The sequence below is a fragment of the Staphylococcus sp. M0911 genome (assembly GCF_003491325.1).
Taxonomy (GTDB): domain Bacteria; phylum Bacillota; class Bacilli; order Staphylococcales; family Staphylococcaceae; genus Staphylococcus; species Staphylococcus warneri_A.
The window spans coordinates 1,695,866-1,711,878 of sequence record NZ_CP022881.1 but is presented as its reverse complement, the minus strand read 5'-3'; the positions used below and the strand labels follow the sequence as shown (position 1 = coordinate 1,711,878).

15 protein-coding genes are annotated in these 16,013 nt (G+C 32.6%); 9 read left to right on the top strand and 6 right to left on the bottom strand.

What is annotated here, in order from left to right:
* Positions 1–102 precede the first annotated feature (102 nt).
* Positions 103–717: a YktB family protein gene (locus ssp1_RS08245; RefSeq protein WP_049424258.1), complete on the bottom strand. Its 615-nt coding sequence runs from the start codon at positions 715–717 to the stop codon at positions 103–105.
* Positions 718–883: 166 nt separating this feature from the next.
* On the opposite strand from ssp1_RS08245, the gene ssp1_RS08240 reads away from it, so the two are divergent.
* Entirely contained in the window at positions 884–1,702 is an 819-nt protein-coding gene (locus ssp1_RS08240) for an inositol monophosphatase family protein (protein ID WP_075778516.1), read from the top strand.
* A gap of 290 nt (positions 1,703–1,992) precedes the next feature.
* Here the strand turns inward: ssp1_RS08240 and ssp1_RS08235 are convergent, their stop codons facing one another.
* Entirely contained in the window at positions 1,993–2,184 is a 192-nt protein-coding gene (locus ssp1_RS08235; RefSeq protein WP_023375088.1) for a DUF5325 family protein, read from the bottom strand.
* A gap of 99 nt (positions 2,185–2,283) precedes the next feature.
* Here ssp1_RS08235 and typA point away from each other — a divergent pair, with 99 nt between their 5' ends.
* The gene (typA, locus tag ssp1_RS08230; RefSeq protein WP_002450674.1) at positions 2,284–4,131 is read left to right on the top strand and encodes a translational GTPase TypA; all 1,848 of its coding nucleotides are present in this window, start codon (positions 2,284–2,286) and stop codon (positions 4,129–4,131) included.
* A gap of 183 nt (positions 4,132–4,314) precedes the next feature.
* Here the strand turns inward: typA and ssp1_RS08225 are convergent, their stop codons facing one another.
* Together ssp1_RS08225 and ssp1_RS08220 are read right to left on the bottom strand one after the other, a co-directional pair.
* Complete coding sequence (locus tag ssp1_RS08225) at positions 4,315–4,500, bottom strand: DUF2197 domain-containing protein (RefSeq protein ID WP_075778517.1); 186 nt, start codon at positions 4,498–4,500, stop codon at positions 4,315–4,317.
* Positions 4,501–4,983, bottom strand: coding sequence for a hypothetical protein (locus tag ssp1_RS08220; RefSeq protein WP_075778518.1), 483 nt, complete (start codon positions 4,981–4,983; stop codon positions 4,501–4,503).
* Positions 4,984–5,130: 147 nt separating this feature from the next.
* Between ssp1_RS08220 and ssp1_RS08215 the strand changes: the two genes are divergently transcribed.
* The 3 genes from ssp1_RS08215 (at position 5,131) to ssp1_RS08205 (ending at position 10,737) form a co-directional block, all read left to right on the top strand.
* The gene (locus ssp1_RS08215) at positions 5,131–5,406 is read left to right on the top strand and encodes an Fpa/YlaN family protein (RefSeq protein ID WP_002450671.1); all 276 of its coding nucleotides are present in this window, start codon (positions 5,131–5,133) and stop codon (positions 5,404–5,406) included.
* A gap of 317 nt (positions 5,407–5,723) precedes the next feature.
* On the top strand, positions 5,724–6,947 hold the full coding sequence (gene ftsW / locus ssp1_RS08210; protein ID WP_002450670.1) for a cell division peptidoglycan polymerase FtsW: 1,224 nt from the start codon (positions 5,724–5,726) through the stop codon (positions 6,945–6,947).
* A gap of 337 nt (positions 6,948–7,284) precedes the next feature.
* Positions 7,285–10,737 (top strand): pyruvate carboxylase, encoded by a 3,453-nt coding sequence (locus tag ssp1_RS08205; RefSeq protein ID WP_118828185.1) that lies wholly within the window; start codon positions 7,285–7,287, stop codon positions 10,735–10,737.
* 49 nt (positions 10,738–10,786) lie between these two features.
* Here ssp1_RS08205 and ssp1_RS08200 read toward each other — a convergent pair whose 3' ends face one another.
* Entirely contained in the window at positions 10,787–11,704 is a 918-nt protein-coding gene (locus ssp1_RS08200) for a COX15/CtaA family protein (RefSeq protein ID WP_075778520.1), read from the bottom strand.
* Between the two features lie 246 nt (positions 11,705–11,950).
* Between ssp1_RS08200 and cyoE the strand changes: the two genes are divergently transcribed.
* The 4 genes from cyoE to ssp1_RS08180 all read left to right on the top strand — a co-directional run bounded on the left by cyoE (position 11,951) and on the right by ssp1_RS08180 (position 15,038).
* The gene (gene cyoE / locus ssp1_RS08195; RefSeq protein ID WP_075778521.1) at positions 11,951–12,862 is read left to right on the top strand and encodes a heme o synthase; all 912 of its coding nucleotides are present in this window, start codon (positions 11,951–11,953) and stop codon (positions 12,860–12,862) included.
* Between the two features lie 27 nt (positions 12,863–12,889).
* Complete coding sequence (locus ssp1_RS08190) at positions 12,890–13,351, top strand: DUF420 domain-containing protein (protein ID WP_002450665.1); 462 nt, start codon at positions 12,890–12,892, stop codon at positions 13,349–13,351.
* Positions 13,352–13,541: 190 nt separating this feature from the next.
* Positions 13,542–14,585 carry a CAP-associated domain-containing protein gene (locus ssp1_RS08185; RefSeq protein ID WP_118828184.1) on the top strand — a complete coding sequence of 348 codons (1,044 nt, stop codon included), beginning with the start codon at positions 13,542–13,544 and terminating at the stop codon, positions 14,583–14,585.
* A gap of 18 nt (positions 14,586–14,603) precedes the next feature.
* Complete coding sequence (locus tag ssp1_RS08180) at positions 14,604–15,038, top strand: YlbF/YmcA family competence regulator (RefSeq protein WP_075778523.1); 435 nt, start codon at positions 14,604–14,606, stop codon at positions 15,036–15,038.
* A 47-nt stretch (positions 15,039–15,085) separates the two neighbouring features.
* On the opposite strand, the gene ssp1_RS08175 is transcribed toward ssp1_RS08180, so the two are convergent.
* Complete coding sequence (locus ssp1_RS08175) at positions 15,086–16,006, bottom strand: lysophosphatidylglycerol phospholipase D (RefSeq protein WP_118828183.1); 921 nt, start codon at positions 16,004–16,006, stop codon at positions 15,086–15,088.
* Positions 16,007–16,013 lie beyond the last annotated feature (7 nt).

The following is a 16,013-nucleotide window of genomic DNA, read 5'->3' as shown; positions in this document are numbered from 1 at the left end:
AACCTAATGTTTTTTTAGGTCAACCTAAAAATATTTTGCGAAACAAAAAAACCTGGACATGAGTGAATGTCGCAGGTTCAAATATCGTGAAACTCTTTTGACTTAAGCAGAATAGAATTTTAAGAATTGATCAAATGTTTCTTCAACAAATTGAATAAAAGCTTTATCAGTTTTTAACCTTTGGTCATCTGGTGTAATAGATCTAGCTACGAAGAATTCACCTTTTTTAACATTTTTGACACGATCAATGGCTTCGTGTAATTGCACATCAGTACAGTCTTTGATAAGCGTCTTTTCAGGCTTCATATGATCAAGACAAATGCTATAATCTGACGGTAGGTTTCTTAACGTATCAAAATGTTTATCAAATATTTTAACTCGTTCAGCCTTATCTTTTGCTTCGTGCATGACACCAAACATTATAAATAATTGGTCTCTAAATAAGCCGATTTGGAAATGAGGTAACATTTTGTAGCCGCGTTTATTTGGAGCAAATGCAACCCACGTATCTTTAGGTGGATTGACACTTCTTCTAGCATGTTTTGCCACGTGAGGATAAAATGTTTCACCTGTTTGAGTTGTAAAGTATTCAGTGAAATACTCTCCTAATTGATGCAATTGCGGTCTAACATGCTCATTGAGTGCTTCCATTCTAGCATCTAAGCCATCCACATCAAAGGCTTTAAAATTTTGAGGTGAAAATGTGTATTTAGTCATGATTTGCCTCCTAGGATAATGATTAAAATTATTGTAGCATAACAAAGCATTAAAATTCTAAATTGCAGTTTCAAAAGAATGCATAAATTGTTAAAAATAGGGGAGCCTATAAATATAAAATCAAGACCATAATCATGTATAATAGAGATAAATAGGAGATGATACCATGGCACTTTACGATTTTGCAAAAGGGTTAGTATTAGAAGCGGGTAATAAAGTACGCTTGATGATGAAAGATGAATTAAATATTGAAACTAAATCTAATCCTAATGACTTAGTAACAAATGTAGATAAAGCAACTGAAGATTATATTTATGATATGATACATCAAAATTATCCAGAGCATAAAGTGATTGGCGAAGAGGGTCATGGTCATGACTTGATTGATACGTCTGGAATCGTTTGGGTAGTTGATCCGATAGATGGCACGTTAAACTTTGTTCATCAACAAGAAAACTTCGCTATTTCAATTGGTATTTATCACGATGGTCAACCATATGCTGGCTTTGTATACGATGTGATGAGAGATATTTTATATCATACCAAAGTAGGGGAAGGTGCATTTGAAAATAATCATGCTTTAGAACCTTTAAATGACACGCATTTAAAAACAAGTATTATTGGCATTAACCCCAATTGGCTAACTAAACCTATTATGGGGCCCATTTTTGCACCAATAGTGAATGATGCACGTAGTGCAAGAGCTTATGGCAGTGCAGCATTGGAAATTGTGAGTGTAGCTAAAGGACAATTAGATGCCTATCTGACGCCAAGACTACAACCATGGGATTATGCTGGTGGTTTAATGATACTCAATGAAGTCGGTGGAAAAGGAACGAATTTACTTGGAGAAACGTTATCTATTACTCACCCCAATTCTATTGTCATGGCCAATCATTCATTACACGATGAAATAATGAAGAAATACTTAAAAGATCATGAAGGTACTTTAAGAACACATCATAAAAAACGTTTTGGTAATTAATATAATAAAAGACAAAGCATGGGACTTCGTATTACGTTCCAGGCTTTGTCTTTTTATTTAAAATTTAAATAAACATATTTGTAAGAATACTTCCCACAAAAGGAGAAAGTAGTTATGGTTCGATGATGCCAAGATTTTAAATGGATATTTCTCAAATGTTTAATCATGTTGATTAATATTCGTTTGACTAACCATGAGACAGCCATTTTAATCAATGAATCTTATAATAAATTGCAACTAACACTTGATTTTAAATAAAGTTTTATTTTATTGATATTGGGTTATATCATCTATAACCAGTCATTTTCGCGATATTTCTTTTTCACTGTGAAACCGACGCCAAATGTTGCAACGAGTAATATAAATGTTAAAATCATCATTGGAACATTTGCTGCACCAATACTAAAGCTAAATAGCAATAAAAAGATTAAAGCTAAAATTGAGAATATCCAGAAAATGCCTTTAGATTTTTTTTGTTGCATCCCATACCCCACCTTTTACTTATTTTTTCTCTAATCTATGATATAATAAAAAAGTTGTAATTAAAAGTGGGAGTTTACTTAAGAAAGGAAATTTATAATATGACGAATATAAGAGAAGATGTACGTAATATAGCAATTATTGCGCACGTTGACCATGGTAAAACGACGTTAGTAGATGAATTATTAAAGCAATCAGGAATTTTTAGAGAGAACGAACATGTTGACGATCGTGCTATGGACTCTAATGACTTAGAAAGAGAACGTGGTATTACAATTCTTGCGAAAAATACTGCGGTTGACTATAAAGGTACACGAATTAATATCTTAGATACACCAGGACACGCTGACTTCGGTGGCGAAGTTGAACGTATCATGAAAATGGTTGATGGTGTTGTATTAGTAGTCGATGCGTATGAAGGTACAATGCCTCAAACACGTTTCGTACTTAAAAAAGCATTAGAACAAAATTTAAAACCAGTGGTAGTAGTAAATAAAATTGATAAACCATCTGCAAGACCAGAAGGTGTAGTTGATGAAGTATTAGATTTATTTATCGAATTAGAAGCTAACGATGAACAACTTGATTTCCCTGTTGTATATGCTTCAGCTGTTAATGGAACTGCAAGTTTAAATTCAGAACAACAAGATGAAAACATGCAATCATTATATGAAACTATTATCGATTACGTACCAGCACCAGTTGATAATAGTGATGAACCATTACAATTCCAAGTAGCGTTATTAGATTATAATGACTATGTTGGACGTATCGGTGTAGGACGTGTTTTCAGAGGTAAAATGCGTGTAGGAGATAATGTATCACTGATCAAATTAGATGGTAGCGTTAAAAATTTCCGTGTAACAAAAATATTTGGTTACTTCGGATTAAAACGTGAAGAAATTGAAGAAGCACAAGCAGGGGACTTAATTGCGGTTTCTGGTATGGAAGATATCAACGTAGGTGAAACAGTTACACCACATGATCATCAAGATGCGTTACCAGTATTACGTATTGATGAACCAACACTTGAGATGACATTTAGAGTTAATAATTCACCGTTTGCAGGACGTGAAGGTGATTTTGTAACAGCACGTCAAATTCAAGAACGTTTAGATCAACAACTTGAAACAGACGTATCATTAAAAGTTACACCAACAGATTCACCAGATGCTTGGGTAGTTGCTGGACGTGGTGAATTACATTTATCTATTTTAATTGAAAATATGCGTCGTGAAGGTTATGAGCTTCAAGTATCTAAACCACAAGTTATCATTAGAGAAATTGATGGCGTTATGTGTGAACCATTTGAAAGAGTTCAATGTGAAGTACCTCAAGAAAATTCTGGTGCTGTTATTGAATCTTTAGGTGCACGTAAAGGTGAAATGTTAGATATGATGACGACTGATAATGGTCTTACTCGTCTTATCTTTATGGTACCAGCACGTGGAATGATTGGTTATACTACAGAATTTATGTCAATGACACGTGGTTATGGTATTATCAACCATACATTTGAAGAATTCAGACCTCGTATTAAAGCTAAAATCGGTGGCAGAAGAAATGGTGCATTAATTTCAATGGATCAAGGTTCTGCTAGTACGTATGCGATTTTAGGTTTAGAAGACAGAGGCGTTAACTTCATGGAGCCAGGTACTGAAGTTTATGAAGGTATGATTGTTGGTGAACATAACCGTGAAAATGACTTAACAGTTAATATCACTAAAACAAAACACCAAACTAACGTACGTTCTGCTACGAAAGACCAAACACAAACTATGAACCGTCCTCGAGTACTAACACTTGAAGAAGCGTTACAATTTATCAATGATGATGAATTAGTAGAGGTAACACCTGAAAGTATTCGTTTAAGAAAGAAATTATTAAACAAATCAGTACGTGAAAAAGAAGCTAAACGTGTTAAACAAATGATGTCTGACGAAGAATAATTATCGTCTATTTCACTATTTACAAACCACTTGATTATTGATTGTATTCAATTCTCAAGTGGTTTTCTTTTTTTAATATTAAACAAGTACATCATAAATTAATTAGAATAAACTATGTGCTCATATAAAAAACGTATGATTACAACTTCTTATATAAAGACGCTACAATCATACGCTAGTTAATTAGTCATTTTCTTTTTTATGATTATTTGTTACAAATGGTTGAGGCTGTTTAGGTGTATCTAGACGACTTTTACAATCATCACACATAAATGTGCGAATAGGATTATTTCTAAGTCGTTTTGCTTCTACAGTGTTTTCATCAATATGTACTGTAGTATCACAAATGATACATTTGACTGGAACCAATTAAATCACCTCAATATATTTTACATACTTAAATTCATAGCTATAACCTTTTTCAGTATCATATACAAAACTATCCACAGAGTTATCGTCATATAGACGTTTACCATCTTTAGCAAATTGGAAGAATAAATATGGTAATAAATCTAATGGCACTTCAATAGAATCTTCATCATTAAATAATTTAATAGCAGTTGCATTTGATTGTGGTTCTGCAGTTTTAAAGAAGGGTGTCATATTAATTACAAATGAACCTTCTAGTACAGAACGCTTTTTGTATTTAATTTCAGAATTTAATGTTGGTGGATTCGTTTGACCTTCTAAGATAGCACGATTCCACTCGCGATTATCCTCGAATTGAATTGGTTTAGTGCCATCGAACACGCCTTGTTCTAAGTCTTCGATGCTAACCTTTCTATCATCGAAAATCCATGTTGTACTATCTAATGTGATGGGGAAATTTACCGCACCTTTTATTTGAATCATCTTGCCCACTCCCTAAATTTTTATCTTATATTATTTTATCATAAAATACGTTATACTTAATTTAAAGATACTTGCTTTTTAACATTCAGTAAGATAGAATTTTATATATTGAAGATATTTAATGAAATGATAGGGGGAGTGCGTGTCATGGCTAATCAGTCGAAACTAAATAATGCGGCTTATGACCAACTGAACAAAGATGCAGATAGAATATTACATCTTATTAAAGTTCAAATGGACAATTTAACAGTACCTTCTTGTCCACTATATGAAGAAGTTTTAGATACACAAATGTTCGGTCTTCAAAAAGAAGTAGATTTTGCTGTACAACTCGGGCTAGTTGAGAAAGAAGACGGTAAAAATCTAATGTTAAGACTTGAAAAAGAACTTTCAAAACTACACGAAGCATTTACAAACGTTTAATTTTTATATAAATTTGATGTGTTGATATAGTGATATTAATGTTACTAGTATTCACTTAATACATTTATGACAACACTTTCATGTTGAAATAAAATGTGAAATCGCAACTTGCACATTGTATAAATGGTGGCTGAGATAGTATCATAATTGATATTTTCTCAGTCATTTTATCTTTTTTGAATAATCGTTAAGTTTATATTTGTTTTGTGATACATAGGAAGTTTATAATAAAAAAGATAGGTTTTAGAGTTAGTGATTATTTATTTCGGGACTCTTAAAATCAACTCTCAAAAAATTCGAATTGGATGTACAAGTATATGAAAAATTTTAAAAATATAATGCGATATATTGGAAAAACATCTAAATTTATCGATTATCCATTGTTGGTCACATACGTCATCCTATGTTTAATTGGTCTAGTTATGGTTTATAGTGCCAGTATGGTTGCTGCTACAAAAGGTACTTTAACAGGTGGCGCTGAAGTATCGGGAACATATTTCTACACAAGACAGTTGCTATACGTCATTATGAGCTTTGCTATTGTCTTTTTTATGGCATTTATCATGAATGTAAAGATCTTGAAACAACCCAATGTCCAAAAATGGATGATGATAGGTATATTTGTTTTACTATTAATTACGCTAGTCATTGGTAAAAATATTAACGGTTCAAAAAGTTGGATCAACTTAGGATTTATGAACTTACAAGCATCAGAATTACTTAAAATTGCTATTATATTATATTTGCCATTTATGATAGAAAAGAAAATGCCGGCAGTGCGTAATAAAATTAAATTAATTTCAGCACCTATTATTTTAGTTGCTAGTTGTGTCGCATTAGTCTTTTTACAAAAGGACGTAGGACAAACACTATTAATATTAATTATATTCTTTTCAATCATGTTTTATGCTGGAATCGGTGTACACAATGTTTTGAAATACGGTGTTATGGTAGCAATTGCAGGGATTTTGATTTCTGTATTAGTTCTTATTGCAGGCTTATTACCAAGCTACCTAGAAGCAAGATTTAGTACATTAACTAATCCGTTTAGTGCTGAATCCGGAACAGGTTATCACATATCGAATTCACTGATGGCAATAGGTAATGGCGGTCTATTTGGCCGAGGTTTAGGTAATAGTATTATGAAATTAGGCTATTTACCCGAACCACATACTGACTTTATTTTTGCGGTAATCTGTGAAGAGTTAGGTTTAGTAGGCGGCTTGTTTGTCATTTTGCTTGAATTTTTCATTGTTTATAGAGCTTTCCAACTTGCGAATAAAACAAACTCATATTTTTACAAATTAGTTTGTGTTGGTATCGCCAGTTATATTGGAAGTCAAACATTTGTTAACTTAGGTGGTATTTCAGCAACGATCCCATTAACAGGGGTACCATTACCATTTATAAGTTTTGGTGGGTCTGCTATGATTAGTTTAAGTATAGCAATGGGCTTATTGCTCATTACCGCTAAACAAATCAAAATGGATGAAAAAAGGGCCAAACAACATAAAGTCGATATTAAACGACGATATCAATAAGTATTTAGCTAATCTCGCTTTAGAAAATTCATTATATTGAATTTTCTAAAGTTATAGAGATTAGCTTTTTTTATTATAAATATTTATTAAACATACAAGATTTAACTGGAAATATGATTGATGCAATGATAATATAAAGTTATTGTTTATGATAAGTTTGTATGAATTTTATAACTAGAGTTAGCTGCACAATAAGAATATTTATCTTATGTGACATATAAATTAAAGAATTATGACTAATATGCAATAACTATAGAAAAAGCAATCTATATAAGATAAAATCTTAGTATCAGATTAGTAAGAAAATTCCGAAAATTTAACAGGGGTGTGATCACTTTTGAAACATATTAAAAAGTTATTAGTAGCCAATCGTGGGGAAATCGCTATCAGAATTTTTAGAGCTGCTGCAGAATTAAATATTAATACAGTAGCCATATACTCTAAAGAAGATAAATCATCGTTACATAGATATAAAGCTGATGAGTCCTACTTAGTTGGTAGTGATTTAGGACCAGCTGAAAGTTACTTGAATATTGAACGCATTATTGATGTAGCTAAAAGAGCAAATGTAGATGCGATCCACCCAGGTTATGGATTTTTAAGTGAAAATGAACATTTTGCGCGCAGATGTGCAGAAGAGGACATCAAATTTATTGGACCACATCTAGAACATTTGGATATGTTTGGAGATAAAGTTAAAGCTAGAGCTACTGCACTTAAAGCTAACTTACCAGTTATACCAGGCACAGATGGACCTATAGAAAGCTATGAGGCTGCACGAACTTTCGCTAACGAAGCAGGTTATCCATTGATGATTAAAGCTACCAGTGGTGGTGGCGGTAAAGGTATGCGTATCGTTCACGAAGAAAGTGAGCTTGAAGATGCATTCCATCGTGCTAAATCTGAAGCAGAAAAATCATTTGGTAATAGTGAAATATATATAGAACGTTACATTGATAACCCTAAACATATTGAAGTACAAGTTATAGGCGATGACTATGGTAATCTAGTACATCTTTATGAGAGAGATTGTTCTGTTCAACGTCGTCATCAAAAGGTAGTCGAAGTAGCACCGTCTGTCGGATTACCTGAAACTTTAAGAAAGAAAATATGTGACGCTGCGCTTCAATTAATGTCTCATATCAAATATGTAAACGCAGGAACAGTCGAATTTTTAGTATCAGGTAATGAATTCTTCTTTATAGAAGTCAATCCACGTGTACAAGTGGAACACACAATCACAGAGATGATTACAGGTATTGATATCGTTAAAACGCAAATATTAGTTGCTGATGGTGCAAAATTATTTAGTGAAGAAATAGGTATGCCAAAGCAAAAAGATATTCAAACATTAGGTTATGCGATCCAGTGTCGTATTACTACTGAAGATCCACTCAATGATTTTATGCCTGACTCTGGCACAATTATTGCATATCGTTCTAGTGGTGGATTTGGAGTCCGTTTAGATGCTGGCGATGGTTTCCAAGGTGCAGAGATTTCGCCATATTATGATTCATTATTAGTAAAACTATCGACGCATGCTATGTCATTCAAACAAGCTGAAGAAAAGATGGAACGTTCATTAAGAGAAATGCGTATTCGAGGTGTGAAAACGAATATACCATTTTTAATCAATGTGATGAGAAATGAACAATTTAGAAGTGGCGATTATACAACTAAATTTATAGAAGAGACACCTGAATTATTTAATATAGAACCAACTTTAGATAGAGGTACGAAAACATTAGAATACATAGGTAATGTAACTATTAATGGGTTCCCTAATGTTGAACAACGACCTAAACCACTTTATGAAGCTGCATCTATTCCTAAAGTATCGCAAAAGAAAATAGCTACGTTTTCAGGTACGAAACAGTTATTAGATCAACAAGGCCCTAAAGGTGTGGCAAATTGGGTACGCGAACAAGAAGATGTTTTAATGACAGATACAACATTTAGAGATGCTCATCAATCTTTATTAGCCACACGTGTACGTACTAAAGATATGTTGAATATTGCTTCTAAAACAGCAGAAGTATTTAAAGATAATTTTTCACTTGAAATGTGGGGCGGTGCAACGTTTGATGTAGCATATAACTTCTTAAAAGAAAATCCGTGGGAACGACTTGAAAGATTGCGTCAAGCAATACCTAATGTGCTATTTCAGATGTTATTACGTGCTTCAAATGCCGTGGGTTATAAAAATTATCCAGATAATGTTATACAAAAATTTGTGAAAGAAAGTGCAGAAGCAGGTGTTGATGTATTCAGAATTTTTGACTCATTAAACTGGGTAGATCAAATGAAAGTGGCGAACGAAGCAGTTCAAGAAGCAGGAAAGATTTCAGAAGGTACTATTTGTTATACAGGAGATATCTTAAATCCTGAAAGATCTAATATATATACATTGGACTACTATGTGAAATTAGCAAAAGAATTAGAAAAAGAAGGATTCCATATTTTAGCCATTAAAGATATGGCCGGCTTATTAAAACCGAAAGCAGCCTATGAACTTATTGGACATTTACGTGCAGCAGTTGATATGCCGATACATCTTCATACTCATGATACAAGTGGCAATGGTTTATTAACGTATATGCAAGCGATTGATGCAGGTGTAGATATCATCGATACGGCTGTAGCATCAATGAGTGGTTTAACAAGTCAACCTAGTGCCAATTCATTATACTATGCTTTAAACGGCTTCCCACGTCAATTGAGAGCAGATATAAATGGGTTAGAAGAAATAAGTCATTACTGGTCAACAGTGCGCCCTTATTATGTTGATTTTGAAAGTGATATCAAATCTCCAAATACAGAAATTTACCAACATGAAATGCCTGGCGGACAATATTCGAATTTAAGTCAACAAGCTAAAAGCCTTGGTTTAGGAGAACGCTTCGATGAAGTTAAAGATATGTATCGTCGTGTGAATTTCTTATTTGGTGATATTGTCAAAGTAACACCATCTTCGAAAGTAGTCGGAGATATGGCACTATTTATGGTTCAAAATGATTTGAACGAAGAGGATGTCATTAATCAAGGACATAAATTAGATTTCCCAGAATCTGTCGTTTCATTCTTTAAAGGTGAAATTGGTCAACCTGTAAATGGATTTAATGCACAACTTCAAAAAGTGATTTTAAAAGGACAAACAGCGTTAGAAAATAGACCTGGAGAATATTTAGAACCTGTTGATTTTGAGGAAGTAAAACAGAAATTAGTTTCATTACAAAACACTGAAGTGACAGAACAAGACATTATTAGTTACGTATTATATCCAAAAGTATACAAACAATTTATTACAACGAAAGAGCAATTTGGTGACTTATCATTATTAGATACACCTACATTCTTGTTTGGAATGAGAAATGGAGAAACTGTTGAAATAGAAATTGATACAGGTAAACGATTAATCATTAAGTTAGAAACGATTAGTGAACCAGATGAAAATGGTCAAAGAACCATTTATTTCTCAATGAATGGTCAAGCAAGACGTATATATATCAAAGATGAAAATGTTAAAGCGAATGTAAATGTAAAACCAAAAGCAGATAAAACTAATCCTAGTCATATAGGGGCGCAAATGCCTGGCTCTGTGACTGAAGTGAAAGTAGCAGTTGGGGATAAAGTAAAGGCAAATCAAGCGCTACTTATCACTGAAGCAATGAAAATGGAAACAACTGTTCAAGCGCCATTTGATGGTGTAATTAAACGTGTCACTGTATCTAGTGGTGATGCGATTGCAACAGGTGATTTATTAATAGAAATTGAAAAAGAAGCGAACTAATTAAAAAGCCCAAACATTCAATCATTAAGATGAATGTTTGGGCTTTGAATTATGATTTGTTTTTTAAACTTCTTGTTGTTCTTAACATTAATAAAATGAAGTAGGCAATCATACCAAATAAATAAGTAATAAATAAAGCATGAAGTAAAGCAATAAACAAATTAACATTTGTAATGACTGATAATGCACCAGTGACAACTTGTAAAATAACTAAAATAAATGCAGCTGTGTAACCATATTTGATGGTACGATTATCAGCATAATTTTTCACGGCATGAATAAATGTGAACATAATCCACATGAAAGTAACCAATGCCATACCTCTATGTGCGAACTGTACCCAATCATGTACGTTGTGTGGGACAATATCCTCAAAAGGTACTGGCCATGCACCATAAGCTAAACTAGAATCAGTATGTCTTACTAATGCACCAGTGTAGATTGTAAGATAAACAATAATCGCCATTAACCAAGTCAATGTACGTAATGGCTTTTTAATGATTACCTCATCAGCTTCATACTTTTGATCAATTGAGAAAACAATAAGTGTTATTAAGAATACAGAAGAGAAACTTACAAGAGATATACCAAAATGTAGCGCTAAAACATAATCGTTTTGTTGCCAAATAACCGCTGCAGCCCCTACTAAAGCTTGCAGTAATAAAAAGCCAACACTTATGATAGATAATGGTTTGATCTCTTTGATATATCCGATATGTTTCCATGCAGTAATCACTAGCCACAATACCACGATAAGTGACAATGCTGATACAGCTCTGTGACTCAATTCGATAATGGTTTGTATAGGTAAATTCTGTGGTAGAAATGCACCATTACATAATGGCCAAGAGGAACCACAACCATCTTCGGAACCAGTTTTAGTGACGAGTGCACCACCTAATTGTACAAATGTCATGATAATTGTTGCTAAGACACTTAACCATTTAAGGTTTTCTTTTCTAAACAATGATAAACACCCCATCATTAAATTAAAGTACTCCGTCTAATCACGTATTTCATGTTAGATCATTCCTTTAAATTAACGTATATATTTTTCTTCTACATTATATTAATGATACCATTTTTAAATGCTATACAAAATCAACTATTTAGAATGTCGTTAAAGTGTCACAATTTAATTTTTTAAAACCTAGTCTTTTATAACTATTTGCTATATCATTATATTATATGAAAAAGTTCAAGGAGGGGAATTATGAACAGAGAACAAACGTTGTCACAAGATACGGGCCGTGTGACATTTAAAGAATTACAACAGATTATTAAGATGGGCCTTGTTCAAGGGAATTTGATTCCTGCATTTGCCGGGGCTTGGTTGGCTGTTGTAATGACAAACCATTCCTTCCTATCGTCTATACCTCAAATTTTATTAATGATTATAGGTTCTACATTGATTATGGGCGGTGCATGTGCACTAAATAACTATTATGATCAAGATATTGATCAAATCATGCCTAGTAAACAAAATAGACCCACTGTAAATGATAGAATTTCAAATAAACACTTATTAATTTTAAGCTTTGGTATGATGTTAGTAGGTGAGGCATGTTTATTTTTACTCAATATTCCATCAGGCGTATTAGGATTAATTGGTATCGTAGGATACGTTTCTTATTATTCGATTTGGTCTAAACGACACACAACTTGGAATACTGTTGTAGGTAGTTTCCCAGGTGCTGTACCACCATTAATTGGTTGGGTAGCTATTGATGGTTCTATCAGTGTTGCAGCAATAGCATTATTTTTGGTAGTATTTTGTTGGCAACCTATTCATTTCTATGCTTTAGCTATTAAACGTAGTGATGAATATTCATTAGCAAATATTCCAATGTTGCCATCTGTCAAAGGATTCAATAGAACACGTATAAGCATGTTCATTTGGTTAGTATTATTATTACCAATTCCATTCATGTTATCTAATTTAGGTACTACATTTATAGTATTAGCTACATTATTAAATTTAGGTTGGATGGCACTCGGTTTTACATCATTCAAACGTAATACTAATCAAACTAAATGGGCAACCACTATGTTTATCTATTCGTTAAACTATTTAGTCGTTTTCTTTGTACTAGTTGTAGTCGTATCACTTATTAAAATGATATAAATATAAAATTAAGTAAGGATGAAACATATGAACGTACCTATATTACCAACGTTAAGTACCTCATGCATTGTTATTAGTGCGATATTAGTGGCAATTGGTTGGAGACTTATTTGGAAAAAACAAATTGATAAGCATAAAAAAGTAATGCTATGGGCAGCTATTTTCGCAGCTACATTCTTTATTATTTATGCTAGTCGTACAATCTTTATAGGAAATACTGCATTTGGTGGTCCAGATAGTATTAAAATTTACTATACGATTTTCTTAGTATTCCATATTAACCTAGCAACAATTGGTGGGGTATTAGGCTTAATACAAATTTTTACGGCCTTCAAAGATAAATTTAATATTCATAGAAAAATTGGACCTATTGCTTCAATTATTTGGTTCTTTACAGCTATTACTGGTGTGGCAGTATATTTACTTTTATACATCTTATATCCAGGCGGCGAAACAACATCGTTAATTAAAGCGACTTTAGGTTTATAATTTAAGTGAACTGATAAAACTTGATTGAAAGTTTTATCAGTTTTTTAATATTCTTATGTCTTTAATTCATATTACAAACATATTTAGGTGAAAGTATTTATAATGAAATTCATGATGAAAATAGACTTATCTTGATTATGAAATATATATTTATGTACAATGATAATAATTCTATTAAGGTGGGTGAAAGATGAAAAAATTAGTAATACGCATATTAGGTGTTGTCTTTTTAGTTTCTTTTCTAATCTATTTATTTTACTCACCACGTTTAAAGTTTGATGTTTTAGAAAATCCTAATAAAAATCATAAAACTGAGCGAACTGAACAGTTTAAAAATACAAATAAAGATATTGAAAATCCAAAGCCTAAAAAAGGTGTAGGTACCTGGATTGGAAAAGATATCAATCAACTTACTAAAAAGTATAGACAAGCTAGTCGTACGTATCCTTTTAGAGATGGTTATAAAAATTATGTTTTTAAAAAGAAAGATCAATATTACATTGTAAGTGTTAAAGACAATCATATTAAATCTGTATATGCAACTGGCAAGGATGTAAATGTAAGCCCACTGCATATTGGTGAACAAAATTCTAAAATCTACGAAAATACAAGTATTAACCCAGAACCAACCATTAAATCTAAAGGTAAGGTTTATGAGTTTGAGTTGTCTGATGAGGATTTAAAAACACAAACATTAATTAAATATGGTAATGTGTATGCTCAAGTGTATTCTGATCAACAAACTAATAAAATTATGGCGATTCGCTTTTTAGATAAAGATACATTAGCATCTCTACAACCGTATAAAACAAATGAATCTCAATCTTCATCTAATAGTAAACATAAAGATTTACCATATGAACAAAATACGAATCAATTAATGACACTGTATGAAGTGACAAATGAGATGAGAAAATTAAAAGGGTTAAAACCATTAAAAGTAAATAACGATATTGCACATATTGCCTCTTTTAATTTATTTGATGCGACAAAGAGCGGCTATGATTCAGTTGAATTCACTGAAAATGCATTGAAACAACAATTAGATGAACGAGATATTAGTTATACTTCTACAAGTCAGAATGTGGGTTATAACTTTGATGACGTTCCAACATTAATTCATAGTTGGATGAATTCGGATATTCATCGCTCAAGAATGTTAAATACCAAGTATGATGAGATGGGTGGAGAAGTGATGAAAGATTATTATTCATTAATTTTCTTAGAAAAATAAGTGAGGGGAAAATGACAAATGATAAATGAGGAAACATTGTCTATTTTAGACGATATCGAAGCATTGTCTGATATGATAGTAGATTCTGAAATATATCATGACTATATCGAAGCAAAGGAATTATTAAATCAGGATGATGAAGCACACTTATTATACTCTGCGTTCTTAAAGTCTAAAGATAAGTATGATGATGTCATGCGCTTTGGTAGATATCACCCGGATTATAAAACCATTATGATGGAAACACGTCAACGAAAACGCGCGTATGAAATGTTGCGTGTGGTCATGGACTATAAATCTAAAGAAGTGGAATTACAAAATTTAATTGATGAAGTAATTAGCAAAATTGCATTAGCAGTATCAGATAATGTGAAAATTGAGACGGGTAATCCATTTTTTCAAACAACTGCACATGGATGTGCCTCCGGAGGATCATGTAATTGCTCACTATAGAAAGATAAATGGCAAGGTCTAAGGTAAACTTTAGACCTTGCCATTTATTATTTTAATGTTTCTTTAAATTGTTGAGCTAAATCAGGACGATCAGTTACAAGGGTATGCGCACCTTTTTGATATAGGTCTGTCATTAAGTCAATGCTATTGATCCCATAATATCCTGGTACGATGTTTAATAGTGTTAACCATTTAATAAATCTTGCAGATGTAAGTCGGATACCTTTAAATTCGGTAGGCATTTGGAATGTATTCGCTTTAGGATGATAAGTGTTACCTCTAAAGGTATTGAACTTAATGAAAGCTTCAGTAACTTCACTTTGACTTGCACCAATTGCAACTGTACCTTTACTTAATTGGTCAAAGCGTTCTATTTGTTCTTTGTGAAAACTTGTGACTAATACACGATGTTCTGCTTGATGTTTAGAAATTTGATCATAAAGTACTCCAGGAGCTATGGCACCTTCATAGCTATCAGGATGATCTTTCAAATCTACATTGATGTACATTTCTGGGTAAAGTTCTAATAACTCTTCAAACGTAAGAATTTTTGCGTCTGAATGTCCACGATATGGGTATTGACGATTAATATCTGTAAAATAATAACCGGCATCTAGTTTTCTTAATTCAGCAAGTGTGTGTTCGCATACTTTACCTGATCCATTCGTAGTACGATCTACCGTTGCATCATGGAAAACAATGAGTGCTTTATCTTTGGTTAATCGTACATCCGTTTCAAAACCATCCATACCATATTGAACCGCATTATCGAATGCTAATTTAGTTTGTTCAGGTCTTACGGCCATACCACCTCTATGAGCAAACAGATATGGTGCTACACCTGAAAAGAATGGAGGGATTGCATTAATTTCACGTGGCTTTTTATTTTGATTAACATAAAGCACACTTCCTATTATACTTGCCGCTGCTAATGAGCCATTAACTAACCACTTATTTAGTTTAACCATTTAATAT